The organism is Gulosibacter molinativorax (assembly GCF_003010915.2).
GTDB classification, from domain to species: Bacteria; Actinomycetota; Actinomycetes; order Actinomycetales; family Microbacteriaceae; genus Gulosibacter; species Gulosibacter molinativorax.
Window position 1 is genome coordinate 2,916,337 of record NZ_CP028426.1, and the last position, 12,975, is coordinate 2,929,311.

General features: G+C 62.7%; 15 protein-coding genes and 3 tRNA genes. 12 read left to right on the top strand and 6 right to left on the bottom strand.

Annotated features, from left to right (window positions below):
- Positions 1 to 78: 78 nt before the first annotated feature.
- The gene (locus GMOLON4_RS13545) at positions 79 to 1,602 is read right to left on the bottom strand and encodes a phospholipase D-like domain-containing protein (protein ID WP_051267183.1); all 1,524 of its coding nucleotides are present in this window, start codon (positions 1,600 to 1,602) and stop codon (positions 79 to 81) included.
- Between the two features lie 36 nt (positions 1,603 to 1,638).
- On the bottom strand, positions 1,639 to 2,127 hold the full coding sequence (locus GMOLON4_RS13550) for a YajQ family cyclic di-GMP-binding protein (protein ID WP_026937557.1): 489 nt from the start codon (positions 2,125 to 2,127) through the stop codon (positions 1,639 to 1,641).
- Positions 2,128 to 2,239: 112 nt separating this feature from the next.
- Here GMOLON4_RS13550 and zupT point away from each other — a divergent pair, with 112 nt between their 5' ends.
- The gene (gene zupT, locus GMOLON4_RS13555) at positions 2,240 to 3,028 is read left to right on the top strand and encodes a zinc transporter ZupT (RefSeq protein WP_026937558.1); all 789 of its coding nucleotides are present in this window, start codon (positions 2,240 to 2,242) and stop codon (positions 3,026 to 3,028) included.
- Between the two features lie 77 nt (positions 3,029 to 3,105).
- Positions 3,106 to 3,681, top strand: a complete 576-nt coding sequence (locus tag GMOLON4_RS13560) for a hypothetical protein (RefSeq protein ID WP_084147617.1) — start codon at positions 3,106 to 3,108, stop codon at positions 3,679 to 3,681.
- Here GMOLON4_RS13560 and GMOLON4_RS13565 read toward each other — a convergent pair.
- Positions 3,647 to 3,728 (bottom strand) — tRNA-Tyr (locus GMOLON4_RS13565). The two genes, GMOLON4_RS13560 and GMOLON4_RS13565, sit on opposite strands and share 35 nt — an antisense overlap.
- A 175-nt stretch (positions 3,729 to 3,903) precedes the next feature.
- Here GMOLON4_RS13565 and GMOLON4_RS13570 point away from each other — a divergent pair.
- On the top strand, positions 3,904 to 4,779 hold the full coding sequence (locus GMOLON4_RS13570; protein WP_245575517.1) for an inositol monophosphatase family protein: 876 nt from the start codon (positions 3,904 to 3,906) through the stop codon (positions 4,777 to 4,779).
- Between the two features lie 69 nt (positions 4,780 to 4,848).
- Positions 4,849 to 6,756: a M23 family metallopeptidase gene (locus tag GMOLON4_RS13575; protein ID WP_051267186.1), complete on the top strand. Its 1,908-nt coding sequence runs from the start codon at positions 4,849 to 4,851 to the stop codon at positions 6,754 to 6,756.
- A gap of 115 nt (positions 6,757 to 6,871) precedes the next feature.
- Here the strand turns inward: GMOLON4_RS13575 and GMOLON4_RS13580 are convergent, their stop codons facing one another.
- Complete coding sequence (locus tag GMOLON4_RS13580; RefSeq protein WP_181244158.1) at positions 6,872 to 8,113, bottom strand: DDE-type integrase/transposase/recombinase; 1,242 nt, start codon at positions 8,111 to 8,113, stop codon at positions 6,872 to 6,874.
- 179 nt (positions 8,114 to 8,292) lie between these two features.
- On the opposite strand from GMOLON4_RS13580, the gene GMOLON4_RS13585 reads away from it, so the two are divergent.
- From GMOLON4_RS13585 to GMOLON4_RS13600, 4 genes are all read left to right on the top strand, one after another.
- Positions 8,293 to 8,367, top strand: a tRNA-Thr gene (locus GMOLON4_RS13585).
- Between the two features lie 28 nt (positions 8,368 to 8,395).
- A tRNA-Met gene (locus tag GMOLON4_RS13590) sits at positions 8,396 to 8,469 on the top strand.
- Positions 8,470 to 8,541: 72 nt separating this feature from the next.
- On the top strand, positions 8,542 to 8,673 hold the full coding sequence (locus tag GMOLON4_RS13595) for a hypothetical protein (RefSeq protein WP_265576758.1): 132 nt from the start codon (positions 8,542 to 8,544) through the stop codon (positions 8,671 to 8,673).
- 51 nt (positions 8,674 to 8,724) lie between these two features.
- Positions 8,725 to 9,294, top strand: a complete 570-nt coding sequence (locus GMOLON4_RS13600) for a Fic family protein (protein ID WP_211222705.1) — start codon at positions 8,725 to 8,727, stop codon at positions 9,292 to 9,294.
- Between the two features lie 78 nt (positions 9,295 to 9,372).
- On the opposite strand, the gene GMOLON4_RS13605 is transcribed toward GMOLON4_RS13600, so the two are convergent.
- Positions 9,373 to 10,023, bottom strand: coding sequence for a mycothiol-dependent nitroreductase Rv2466c family protein (locus tag GMOLON4_RS13605; RefSeq protein ID WP_026937470.1), 651 nt, complete (start codon positions 10,021 to 10,023; stop codon positions 9,373 to 9,375).
- A gap of 154 nt (positions 10,024 to 10,177) precedes the next feature.
- Here GMOLON4_RS13605 and GMOLON4_RS13610 point away from each other — a divergent pair, with 154 nt between their 5' ends.
- From GMOLON4_RS13610 to GMOLON4_RS13625, 4 genes are all read left to right on the top strand, one after another.
- On the top strand, positions 10,178 to 10,585 hold the full coding sequence (locus GMOLON4_RS13610) for a cupin domain-containing protein (protein ID WP_051267129.1): 408 nt from the start codon (positions 10,178 to 10,180) through the stop codon (positions 10,583 to 10,585).
- Positions 10,586 to 10,858: 273 nt separating this feature from the next.
- The gene (locus tag GMOLON4_RS13615; RefSeq protein ID WP_026937472.1) at positions 10,859 to 11,611 is read left to right on the top strand and encodes an SDR family NAD(P)-dependent oxidoreductase; all 753 of its coding nucleotides are present in this window, start codon (positions 10,859 to 10,861) and stop codon (positions 11,609 to 11,611) included.
- Between the two features lie 127 nt (positions 11,612 to 11,738).
- A complete protein-coding gene (locus GMOLON4_RS13620) occupies positions 11,739 to 11,993 on the top strand; it encodes an addiction module protein (protein ID WP_084147601.1) in 255 nt (84 codons plus the stop codon).
- Entirely contained in the window at positions 11,990 to 12,301 is a 312-nt protein-coding gene (locus tag GMOLON4_RS13625; RefSeq protein WP_026937473.1) for a type II toxin-antitoxin system RelE/ParE family toxin, read from the top strand. Before GMOLON4_RS13620 ends, GMOLON4_RS13625 begins: the two co-directional genes overlap by 4 nt.
- A gap of 84 nt (positions 12,302 to 12,385) precedes the next feature.
- On the opposite strand, the gene GMOLON4_RS13630 is transcribed toward GMOLON4_RS13625, so the two are convergent.
- A complete protein-coding gene (locus tag GMOLON4_RS13630) occupies positions 12,386 to 12,952 on the bottom strand; it encodes a DUF5655 domain-containing protein (RefSeq protein ID WP_026937474.1) in 567 nt (188 codons plus the stop codon).
- Positions 12,953 to 12,975: the final 23 nt, after the last annotated feature.

Genomic DNA, 12,975 nt, shown 5'->3' on the forward strand with positions numbered 1-12,975 from the left:
GCTCTGTGAGTAGTGAAGCGTGTCGAACGGCGCCCCGCATCGATACGCCGCTTCGCGGCTGCTCACCGACCCGACGAACTACTGCACAACGGACGTCAGGCGGCAGAGGTCGTCGAACGCGAAGTGCGTCCGTGGCCGCGCCATCCACTCCTCGAGCGTGAGCTCGCGCGACTGCACGCGGTACGAGTGCTCGACCCACTCCATCCGGTGCGCGAAGTCCTGCCCGTACACGATCAGCATGACCTCGGCGTTGAGCGTGAACGAGCGCATGTCCATGTTCGAGGACCCGAGGATCGTCACCTCACCGTCGACGGTCATGTGCTTCGCGTGCAGGATGTACGGCGCACGATAGAGCCAGATCCGCACCCCGGCGCGCAGCAGCTCCTCGTAGTAGGACTGCTGCGCGTGCTGGGTGAAGAACTGGTCGCCGTGCTCGGAGACGTGGAGGTGCACCTCGACGCCGCGCTGGACCGCGGTCGTGATCGCGTACCGCATCGAGTCATCGGGGGCGAAGTAGGGGGATGCGATGACCACCTTTTCGCGGGCCATGTAGAGCAGCTGCGTGAAGATGCGCAGGTTGTTTTCGTGCTCGTAGCCGGGGCCGGAGGGCACCAACTGGCAGTCGTAGAGCTTGACGACTTCACCCGCGGCGCGGTCCTGCGCGTCGTCAAAGGCGAAGTCTTCCGTTGTCGGGTCGATCCCGTCATCGGCCATCTCGCCAGTCTCTACGTACCAATCGGAGCGGAACACCGCATCCAAACCGAGCGCCATCGGGCCGGCGACGCGCACCATGAGGTCCTGCCACTGCAGCTGCCCATACTTGCGGTTGGGTTTGCGGTGGTAGTCGCGCGCGATGAGGTTCTGCGAACCCATCCAGCCGACGCGGCCGTCCACGACGACGAGCTTGCGGTGGTTGCGTAGGTCGACGCGCTGCCAGCCGCCCTCCCAGGGCCAGATCGAGTAGAGGCGGTGCCACGCGCAGCCGATCTCATCCAGCCGCTTCTTGAGCTTGGCGTAGCCCGGGTAGCGAAACGAGCCGACCTGGTCGTACATGACGCGCACCGTCACGCCGCGCTTGACCGCCCGCTCGAGCGCGTCGAAGAACTCGGTCGTGACGTCGTCGTAGCCCATCGCATAAAACGTGACGTGCACATACGAGTGGGCCCGATCGATCTCGGCGGTCATCGCGTCGATCGTCGGGTTGTACACGTCGTGAATCTGGATGCGGTTGCCCGGCAGGTGCGGGATCGCGGTGAGCTCGCGGGCGAGCGTCGAGATCGGCCGGTACTGCTCGGGGATCGGCGTCAGGCCGAGCGAGTTCTGCACCTCGTTGGTGGCCTCGCGAATGATGTTGTCGAACTCGGCCTGCTTCTTGCGGCGCGCCCGCGGAAGGCGGTTCGTGCCGAAGAACGCGAATAGCAGCAACCCGAGGTACGGGATGAGCGTGATCGCGAGCAGCCACGCGACCGCCGTCGTCGGCCGCCGGTTGTGACCGATCGTAAACAGCGTGACGACGACGATTACGAGGTTGAGCACGAACAGGATTCCGACGGTGACCGCACCTGCGGTCGAGTCGAAGGGCAGCGGAAACGGGCCGATCATGGGTGCCTGGGAGTGGTCGGCGGGCGGGGCCGTGGGCTAGCGGAAATTAATGAACTGCAGGTCGAGCTCGACGTCGGCACCCTTGAGCAGCTGGATCGTTTCCTGCAGGTCGTCGCGGCTCTTCGAGGAGACGCGCAGCTCGTCACCCTGGATCTGCGACTTGACCGACTTTGGTGCCTCGTCGCGGATGAGCTTCGAGAGCTTCTTCGCGTTCGCCTGGTCGATGCCTTCCTTGAGCGTCGCCTCGAGGCGGTATTCCTTGCCGGATGCGTACGGTTCGCCGGTCTCGAGCGACTTCAGCGAGATGCCGCGGCGGATGAGCTTCGACTGCAGGACATCGAGCACCGCCTTGACGCGATCCTCGCTCGCGGCGTGCATCAGCAGCTTCGTGTCGTTGAGATCGATGGATGCGCCGGCATCCTTGAAGTCATATCTCTGCGCAAGTTCCTTGGTCGCCTGGTTGACCGCGTTGGCAACCTCCTGGTGGTCGACCTTGCTTACGACATCAAATGAAGAATCAGCCATGGGGCCATGCTACGTGGTGCCTCAGACGTTTTGTGTCGGCGCCGAGCCCGGGGCCGCCGCACGAGGGCCTAAAGTGACAAGGAGATTTCGACCAAGCGGGAGGGCGGGAACCATGAACTCGGTGCTGTTCGCCTTCCTGTTGACGCTGCTCGCAGGGCTCTCAACGACGATCGGCGCGGCGCTCGGTGTACTTGGCAAGAGCGCCTCAACGAAGACGCTCTCGATCGGGCTCGGATTCTCGGCCGGCGTGATGATTTACGTGTCGCTCGTCGAGATCCTCCCGAAGGGCTTCGACGCGCTGTCCAACGAACACGGGGAGGTCGCGGGCCACTGGCTCGGCGTCGCCGCGTTCTTTGGCGGCATTGCGGCGATCGGCCTCATCGACCGATTCGTGCCCGACTCCGTGAACCCACACGAGCCCGCCTCGATCGATCCTGATCGGCACAAGCACGCCCTCATGCGAACCGGTGTACTCACCGCGGGGGCGCTCGCGCTCCACAACTTCCCCGAGGGCTTCGCGACGTTTATCGCGGCCCTGCAGGAACCGCAGGTCGGCATTGCAGTGGCCGTCGCAATCGCGATCCACAACATCCCCGAGGGCCTCGCGGTTGCCGTCCCGATTTACCAGGCCACGGGTTCGCGCCGAAAAGGATTCCTCCTCGCGGCCTTGTCGGGACTCGCGGAGCCCGCCGGCGCGCTCCTCGGCTACTTCATCCTGATGCCGTTCCTCTCCGACACACTGTTCGGCATCGTGTTTGCGGCGATCGCGGGCGTGATGGTGTTCATCTCGCTGGATGAGTTGCTGCCCGCCGCGCACGAGTTCGGTGAGCACCACCTCACCATCTACGGGCTGATCGCGGGCATGGCCGTGATGGCGGTGAGCCTGCTGCTCTTCCTCTAGCGAAACATTTGGCGCTCGTTGGATCTATAGCGATTCGCACGCGCTGGCCATGGTCGCCGAGCCGTGGCAGCGCGACAATGGATTCACACGATTTTGCGCAGACGATGACGCTGACGAATCGAGGAATCATGAATCGCGACGATGCGGTTGTGGGGATCGCACCCCTAGCTCGAGCGTGGAGCCTCACGGCCGGGTACTTGAGCATTATGTCGGCGCTTGCGCTCATCCTTTTCTTCGCGCTTGCTGATCCGTACGGTGCTCAGCTGCCTCGGTGGATGTGGCTCGGCCCCGCGAACGACGTCCTCTCGATGGCACTCGCGCCGGTCATCGCCATCGCGGCAGTGCTGCTGTGGCGGCGACTCGGTGGCGTGCTGCTGGGACTCTTCACGGTCTTGCTCGGTCTGGGCAACATGGTTTTGGCGGTGGTAACCGGGCTGATGCTCGCGGGTGCTGCCACACTCGAGACCCAGACGATATTCGCGGTGCCGATGATTATCGCGATGTTTGTCTGGCTGGTGCTCGCAGGCCTCCAAAACCGGAAGCGCTCCGTGTTCGCGGGCGCTGAAACGAATGAGTCGGGGCACCAGCTGTGGCTGGTGCCCCGACTCATTCGGTTTGTGGCGGGTACAAGATTCGAACTTGTGAAGGCGTAGCCGTCTGATTTACAGTCAGATCCCTTTGGCCGCTCGGGCAACCCGCCGGTTTTGGCTCTTCACGATGTGAAGCGCACCGGGTTAGCTTACACAATTTTGCGAGCGCTCGCACACCATTGCCGATTGCCGAGTTATCCACATTTGATACGGTAGGATGCGCTGGGGTTGCGGCTGTGGATGCGGCTGCGTTCCCGAGGCCTCGGGTTGCTACTGTCGCCAACCGTGAATGACATCGAATCCGCCGCATCCGTAGACCCCACCGAACTGCTCGACATCGCTATGCGCCTCGCCACCGAGGCTGCCGAGCTCGTGTCTCGCCGCCGACGCGAGGGCGTGGCCGTCGCGGCCACGAAAACGAGCGTCGTCGATGTCGTGACCGCCGCCGATATTGAGGCGGAGCAGTTCATTCGCGAACGGCTGTCGACCCTCCGCCCTGACGATGGTTTCTATGGTGAGGAATCGGATGCGCTCGAGTCACGTTCCGGGATCAACTGGGTGGTGGACCCCATCGATGGGACGGTTAATTACTTATACGGTTCGCCGAACTATGCGGTCTCGATCGCTGCCGTCACCGGCGACCCAACCGCCGAGCCCGCGGCATTCCAGGCGCTGGCTGGAGTTGTTGCGGCTCCGGATGCGGGAAAGACGTTCTCGGCGTCGCTCGGCGGGGGAGCGTTCGTGAATGGCGAGCGGATAGTGCTTGGGGAGGGGCCGGCCACGCTGGCCGAGTCATTGGTGGCTACCGGTTTCGCCTATTCGCCGGAGCGTCGGGTGCTGCAGGCGCAGGCTTGGCTCGGGTTGGCGGACAAGGTGCGTGACCTGCGACGGGTGGGGGCTGCATCCCTCGACCTCTGTGCTGTCGCGACCGGCCAGGTCGACATCTATTACGAGTTTGGGCTCAAGCCCTGGGACTGGGCCGCGGGCGCGCTCGTGGCGCGAGAATCAGGCGCGTGGGTCGGCGGGTCGGGTTTGGAGGAACGTGAGGGAAGGCGTATTCTGACTGCTGGCCATCCGGGCATAGCTGCTCCGTTCATTGGCCAGCTACTTGATTCAGCACCGCCGAAGTTGCTGTCGTCAGGGGAAAATTTCAGATCGTGATCAAAGCTTGGCTTTTTCGTAATGAATTCGTTACACTTTCCAAGGTTCAATCACGAGGAGTTTTGCTGAATGTCGTCCCCCACCGAGCAGCAGGCCGCGCCACTGTCAAGGCGCGAGCTTCGCGAACTCGAACGTGAAGCGGAACGCCGCAAAGCCCTCGAAACAGCTGCAGCGAAGAAGGCTGCGGCGGCTAAGGCAGCCGCTGCTCTGAAGGCTGCCGCCGAAGAGGCCGCTGCCCGTGAGGCCGCGGCCAGGGAAGCTGCTGCTCGCGAGGCTGCCGCGAAGGAAGCGTCGGCCAAGGAAGCTGCTGCACGCGAAGCCGCGGCGAGGGATGCTGCCGCTACAGAAGTTGCCGCGAGTCAAACCGTATCGTCGAACGTAGACGCCAACCCGGTGTACATGTCGCGTCGTGAGCGTCGCGAAGCCGAGCTTGCCGCCGCGGAAGCTGCGCACGCGGCGGAGGCTGCCCGTATCGCCGAAACCGAACGTGTCGCAGAGGCTGCCCGCGTCGCTGAGGAAGCCCGTCTGGCTGAGGTCGCGCGCGTGGCCGAGGAAGCCCGCATTGCGGAAGCTGCACGAGCGGCAAAGGAAGCCGCAGAACGTAGCGCCACCACTGCTGCACCCGTGGTCGAGGCTGCTGTCGCTGAACCGGTCGCAATCGCGACGGCAGCGAAGCCTGTCGCCGAAGAGCCTGTTTTCCTGTCGCGTCGTGAGCGCCGCGAAGCGGAGCGTCGTGCTGCAGAAGCCGCCGTCGCCAAGCTTGAGGCTGAGTCGCTGCGTGCGGCGGAACTCGCGGTTGCGCGAAACCCGGAGCTGTTCGCGAAGCAGAGCGAACCCAAGCTCGCTCCAGTCGTCGAGATGAAGCCTGCCGTCGCCGAAGAGAAGGTATTCCTTCCGGAGGTCGTCGACACCGCTGCGATCGAGACGCTCGACGTCAAGGCAAAGCCGGTCGTTCTTGCACCCGTCGTATCGCTCGACGAGGTTCGTGCGGCCCGTGCTGAATCCGTGGACATCGTTCCTTCAGCACCGAAGGACGAGCCCGAAGTTGAGGTTCCCGAGGCCTTCCGCGCGAAGGACAAGACCGAACGAGCCGACCGCATCAAGCGCTCGAACCGTGCCGCCTCTTCCGCGGGACGCGTCAGCGGTGGCATGGTGGCGCTCAGCCTCGTTGCGGGAACCGTAGTGCTCGGCGCTGGCTCTGCGGCAGGCTTCTCGATGTTGAACAGCGGGCCGGGTGCCGACGAGACGCCGCAGGCCGCAACTGTCGATACCCAGTCGCTGGTCGTAGGCGCGGAAGCTGCCGACGCCAACATCACTTCGCGCGTCGACGACGTCACCGCGGTGACGTCGATCGGTACCGCGGCTGCCGCGAACCTCGCCACGGGTGTGCAGCTTCCGGACAAGAATGCATACGTCAACAACATCACGGCGAACGTGCAGTGGCCGTTCCCGATGGGCGTGCAGATCTCGAGCGAGTACGGCTACCGCGACGCTCCGACCGCGGGTGCATCCTCGCTTCACGGCGGCGTCGACCTGACGCCGGGTCTCGGAACCCCGATTGGCTCCATCGCCGACGGCGTCGTCACCGATATCGACAACTCGGGTATCTCGGGCATGGGGCTCTTCGTTGAGGTCGAGCACATGATCAACGGGGAGCGCGTTACCGCAGTGTACGGCCACCTGAACCCCGACAGCATCGTGGTCAAGGAAGGGCAGGAAGTTTCGGTTGGCGACGAAATCGCCCAGGTTGGGAACACCGGCGTCTCCACCGGTCCGCACCTCCACTTCGAGGTGCACATCCGTGGCAAGTACGTCGACCCGGTCTACTTCCTGACGAAGCTGAACGTGGCCGGCGTGAAGACTGCCGTTCCTTCGCCCGATGACGGCGTGTCTGTAGCGCTCGGCACCGACGAGAAGCTGCTGCCTGAGGACAGCCACGCATTCGTCGACGAACTCTTCTCGAACCTGAATAAATAAGTCGCCGCGGAGCGAGATGCCTCATGTCAATATGCCCGCGAAATGATCTCCATGCCTCACTTGTGAATGCCCGCGAAATCGTGCCCAACCCGGGCCAGGGTTTCGCGGGCACGGGTTAGCTCGCTTTGCGACGCACCCCACGACTGGTGTCAGGCAGTGGCTTCACGGTCGCGGCTTCCAACTCCAGCGTCGGGCGCTGCGCGAGGCCGGTCAACCGGCGTTGGAGGGACACGATCCGGCGGGCGAGTTCGGCGGGGTTCAGGCTGTCGCGGTACGCGGTCAATTCCGCGATCTGCGCGGGAGCGAGCACTTCCGCGTCCAGGAGCCGATCGAACGGGGTTCGCGGGTCGTCGTACACCCGTTTGCGGCGGCCGACGCGGTCGGTGCTGTAGCCGGTGGGTTTGATCGTGGGTGTGAAATAGTTCAACCGGTCATTGACCAGCGGCCACAGCTGGTTCAGTAGCGTCAGCGCTTCGGGGGTGTCATACCGCCAGTAGAAGCCGTAGTGCCGCACGAGATGGTTGTTCTTCGACTCGATCGTGGCCTGATCGTTTTTCTTATACGGGCGTGAGCGGGTGAAGAAAATCTTCCGGTCCGCGGCCCAACCGATCACTTCGTGGTTGATGAACTCGCTGCCGTTATCGAAGTCTAAGCCGGTGACTTCGAACGGGATGCTGGTGACACCTGCGTCGAGCGCGGCGAGGATGTGGATAGTCGCGTTGTTCCGGATCGAGCGGGTGAACCCCCACCCCGTGCGCATGTCGGTCAGGTTCAATGTCCGTGCGAACTCGCCCTTCAGCGTGGGGCCGCAGTGCGCGACGGTGTCGCCCTCGAAGAACCCGGGCTCGTCCTCGACTTCGTCACCGGCTTTGCGGATCTGGATCGAGGAACGCAGCAAGGGTGAGGGTTTTGTGGTGCTGATCCCGCGCAGCGGGTCGCTGGCGCGGGCCGGGGCGAGGTACCGGTCGATCGTGGCCGCGCTCATCGCGAGCAACTCTTCGCGTACGTCGGGCGAGTACCGCTGCTGGCCGTGAACGAGTTCGTGGTGGCGTTCGAGGGCATCGAGCTGTAGTGGCATGGAGACGGCGAGGTATTTGCCGCACTGGCCGCCGGTCGCGGCCCACACCCGCTGCAGTACCTTGGTCGCGTCGTAGGAATACTTCCGTGGCCGTGGTTTGCGTTCGGTCGTAACGGCCCGTGGTCCTGGTTTGGAGGCTTTCGCGAGTCGGCGTCGGGCGTTATCGCGGGACCAGCCCGTGACCGCGACGACCTCGTCCAACAGCCGGCCACGGTCCTTTTTCGAGGCGTTGGCGTACTGCCGGGCATACTTCCGGGTGATCTCTATTCGGGCGGCCATTGACAACTCACTTCCCATGCCTTGAGCGTCACCGTTTCACGGGCCTTTTTATGTGAGGCATCGAGGGTGTTTCGCGGGCACTTGAAGTGAGTCTTGTCGCGGAGTTGCACATACCGGCTGGTTTAGTGCTAAGCTCTCCTGGTGCCTGTCGCGAGGAATCGCGAATGACCGGCCAAATCGCCCCGATAGCTCAGTGGTAGAGCACTTCCATGGTAAGGAAGGGGTCGCCAGTTCAATCCTGGCTCGGGGCTCCATCAGTTGCTGGACCGGTAGCTGAACCCTGGCAGGGTAGCTCAGTTGGTGAGAGCGCACGACTCATAATCGTGAGGTCGCGGGTTCAAGCCCCGCTCCTGCTACGAACGCCGCAGTCGCGGCAGTGAAGGCCCTCGAGATTCGAGGGCCTTCGTCGTTGGTAGGAGGTCTTCCGCATGGTCGAGGAATACCCAATTCACGCATCCCGCTTCGCGGAGGTGCTGCGCGAGCAGCGAGCCGTCAAGCTCAAGGGTGGCCTGTACCACCTCAATCAGGTGCTCATGGCGTACAACACGAACCGCATCTAAGGTAGCCTCCTCGACGAAGAGCAGACTCGCTTCATCTACGAGACCCGCACCGTGAGCGGCGATGCAGTGCCGGTCGACGATGTGGTGGAGACGATGAATAGCTTCGAGCTTTTCGACGAGATGATTGATTCTCTTGACGCACCCATCTCTGCCGAACGGATCAAGCGGTACCACGGCATCCTCAAGCGAGGCACGGCGCAGTCGAATCTCGATTGGTTCGTGGTGGGCGGCTGGAAGCGCGTGCCGAATGTCGTAGGCCTCCAGCAGACAACAGCACCAGAGCACGTTGAGCTCGCGATGTCGGAACTACTCGAGCAGACGCCATCACGAGGTGCGATGTCGTTTGCGGACATCGTTGATTTTCATCACCGCTTTGAGTCGATTCATCCGTTTCAAGACGGCAGCGGTCGGGTCGGGCGGATCGTGATGTTCCAACAGTGCCTGCAGAATGGCATCATGCCGTTTATTGGCTTGGATGCGCAGAAGGAGCTTTATTACCGCGGCTTGCGAGAGTACGAGACACAGCCAGGGTTCCTACGAGAGACTCTGCGCTCGTTCCAAGATTCGTATTACGCGAAGTTTGCGGAGCTCGTGCCGGTGGTTGGGCGAGAGGGACCGTGATGAAGAAGCCAGAACGCAGCAGTGCCGCTGCCGGACGGCCCGGCAGCGGCACTAACTAGGGACTTCTCGGCGGCCTGCCTACGCGTTCGCAGCGTCGCTGAGCTCAGAGACGCGCACCTGTGGGTCCTCCGTGCGGCTGCGCTTGATCTCGAAGAAGTAGGGGAACTGCGCGAGGCGCACGGCGGCGTCGAACAGCTCGCCAGCCTCTTCGCCGCGGGGAACGCGGGTGATGACGGGTCCGAAGAAGGCCGTGTCGCCGAGCTGGATGACCGGGGTACCTACGTCATCGCCTACCTTGTCGATCGCGCGCTGGTGGTATTCGCGCAGCTTGTCGGTCCACTCATCGGTGTTCGCGTACTCGGCGTACTTCGCGTCGAGGCCAACCTCGGCCAGCGCCTCGGCGATGAGCTCGTCGTATGCACCGAAGCCCTTGAGGCCTCCGCGACCCTCGGCGTGGATCTTGGTGCCGAGCGCGGTGTAGAGCGCATCCACCGAATCTGGGTGTTCGGTCTTGACCGCGGCGAAGACGCGGGCAGGACCCCAGGCTGCCTTCATGGCTTCCTTGTACCCGGACGGCAGCTCTTCGCGACCGTCGTTGAGGACGGCGAGGGACATTGGTACGAACTCGACCTCGATATCGCGAACCTGCTCGACCTCCTTGATCCAGCGGGAGGTCTGCCAAGCGAACGGGCAGGTGGTGTCGAACCAGAGGGTGACCTTTTCAGCCATGAATTGCTCCTTAAGATTTCAGCCGGTGTACGGGGTAACGATCCAACCTTGCGATCTAATCCCGAATGCATCCAACCGGGCTCGAGAATGTCGGTGGTTGGGAGAAAATAGCGTAGGAGACTATAGCGACGCTCGGGTCCAAGAGAGGTTTCACATGAGCGAGAAGCGAGAGCCGTTCCAGCTGCGCCCTGAACGCATTGGCGCGGCGCCTGACGGCCTGCAGGGCGGCTCGGTGCTGCTCGGGTCAACACTCGCTCCCGAGCCACGAGACGGGCACGGGCCAGCGATTCAGCGCATCCTGAACGGCGAAGCCGCAGAGTTCATCATGATGACCTACGCGCCGGGCCAGGTGCTCAGCGATCACCTGGCCGCGCATCCGATCACGATCCAGTGCCTCGAGGGGGAGCTGTTGCTCACCGTGGGGGAGACGAGCTACGAGCTGGTGCCGGGCCGCGTCGCGCACGTAAAGGCGATGGAGGTGCATCGGGTTGAGTGCCCGGCGGATGCGCCCGCGCGGAATGTGCTGTTGCTCACGATGTTGACGGCGGGCGCGCAGCACTGACGTGATGTCTGTGTGGAGAGGGTCGTGGTGTTCAGGTCCATCGAGGACCGAAGACTTCTCGTTATCCATCGTGGCGGCTCGCTCGTCTCCAAAGTGACGACGTGATTGTCTCCAAAGTGACGACTGCGTTTTCCATGGAGTTAAGAATCGAACCGAGTGCGACTTGAGTCTCGGTGCGCCCGCTCGTTAATTCAGCTAGTGGGGGAGAGAGCTTGTCATGCTGGGCGGCGCAGGAACACTGCCAGATCCAGATACAAACAAGGGAGTTCATCCATGTCGTTCAAAGATCGTGTTGCACTTGTCACCGGAGCCGGTTCGGGCCTCGGTGAAGCCATTGCCAAGGACCTCGCTGACAAAGGCGCGAAGGTTGTCGTCGCGGATATCAACGAAGAAGGCGCGAACCGCGTCGTTGCCGAGATCGAGCAGTCGGGCGGCACCGCCGCAGTGATCCTTGGCAACACGATGGTGAAGGAAGACAGCGAAAAGGCGGTGCAGTTTGCGGTCGACACCTACGGCAAACTGAACTACGCCGTGAACAACGCGGGCATCGGCGGCGCGCAGGCTCCGGCAGGCGAGACCGACCTTGAGGATTGGGACCGCGTCATCGGCATCAACCTCAACGGCGTGCTGTACGGGATGCGCTATCAAATCCCGGCGATGCTTGAGGCCGGGGCTGCCGAGAGTGCGATCGTGAATATGGCCTCGATCCACGGTACCGTCGCGGCAATTGGCAACGGTGCCTACACGGCAGCGAAGCACGGCGTAGTTGGCCTCACGAAGAACGCCGCCGCGGAGTATGGCCCGCAGGGATTGCGCATCAACTGTGTGGGCCCCGCTTACATCGAGACTCCGCTGCTCGAGAGTCTGCCGCGCGAAGCATACGACGCGCTGGCCGCCAAGCACCCGCTCGGACGTCTCGGTCGTCCGGAAGAGGTCGCCGCACCAGTGCGCTTCCTGCTCAGCGAAGAGGCCTCGTTCATCACGGGGTCCTACTACCTCATTGACGGCGGGTACACGAGCGTCTAACCTGAGCGGACATTTCACAATGGCGCAGGGCATCGTTCGTACGACTTTGTCCTGCGCCAAATTTCTGTGCATGTGAACGCGCAGGGCTGTCAACGCCCAGGACGATTTCCAGCGTAGAATCCGACGCATGGGATTGTCTGCAAAAGAGGTTGAGGAAGCGTTACTGGCACTCACCCGCAAAGAACGCGCGGCCGTAATTCGCCGTGGCCTGCAGACCCTGGAGAACCGCCAACCAAAGGCTGCGCGGGGTGAAGTAGATGCAGCTTGGCGGGTCGAATTACGTGAACGAATTGATGACATCGAAAGCGGACGGGTCGAGACGGTTTCTATCGACGCGTCATTCGCCGCAGCCCGAGCTGCAATTTCGTCGCTCGGTCAATGAACTTCGTTCGTAGCTCGCATCCCGAAGCAACCGCCGACCTCATCGATGCTGCCAAGTGGTATGAAGCAGAACAAACCGGGCTTGGGGTCGAGTTCCTCCAAGAAGCGGAAGAAGCGGTGCAGTCAATTCTTGAATGGCCACAGATCGCACCTGTGTTGGCGGAATGGGACGAAGAACCGGTTGTCCGTGCGAAGAGCCTAAGCGTCTTTCCCTATCGCGTGCTCTACTACCTCACTGAAAATGAACTAAGGGTTGTCGCTTACGCACATGATCGACGCGAGCCGAATTTCTGGGCCGGACGACTGTAGTTCTTCGGCACGGTTTGCGCGAAGATGCCTCGTTCATCGCGTTCGCTGCCACCGACCCCGCCATCGCATTCGTTTACCGATTCGCTAAAGGTTCTCCTGATAACTGCGCGCGAGCAGGTCGGCGACCTCTTGATCGACCTCGTCGAGGCTCGTCAGTCCGATCTTGACGGGACACACGCGATTCCCCAGATTCTTGGCGGGAAGTAGCCGGCCCTCGGGCGGCACATCCAGCCGGAGTCCGAGATCGATGCGCGTGCGTGTCGAGGGAACGAGCTGCGCGAACGTGCGTCGCGGGCTGACGAACGCGACGTAGGTCTTCCGCATCTGGATGGTGACCTCCGGGCCTGCCAGCTGCGCGAGCTCGATGACGCGCTCGGCAACCGGACGCAGTGCGGGGCGTGACTCATACTGTGCGTCGAAGAGTTCATCCGCCGTCGCCGTGAGAAATTCGGGATAGCCGAATCGCTCCATGATGAGAACCATCTGCGCATATCCGTGAATATCGCGCTCGCGCAACCACGCGCGCAACTCCGACTCGGAGCTGGGATCAGCCTCGCGAATCTTCGCGTTCCACTGCTCGACGGTTTCGCCGGTGCTGCGCTCGAGAAGTTCGCCGCACCACGCCATCATCTCGCGCCAGTCTTTTGCCATAGGTTCCTCCGACTCTCAGCGTT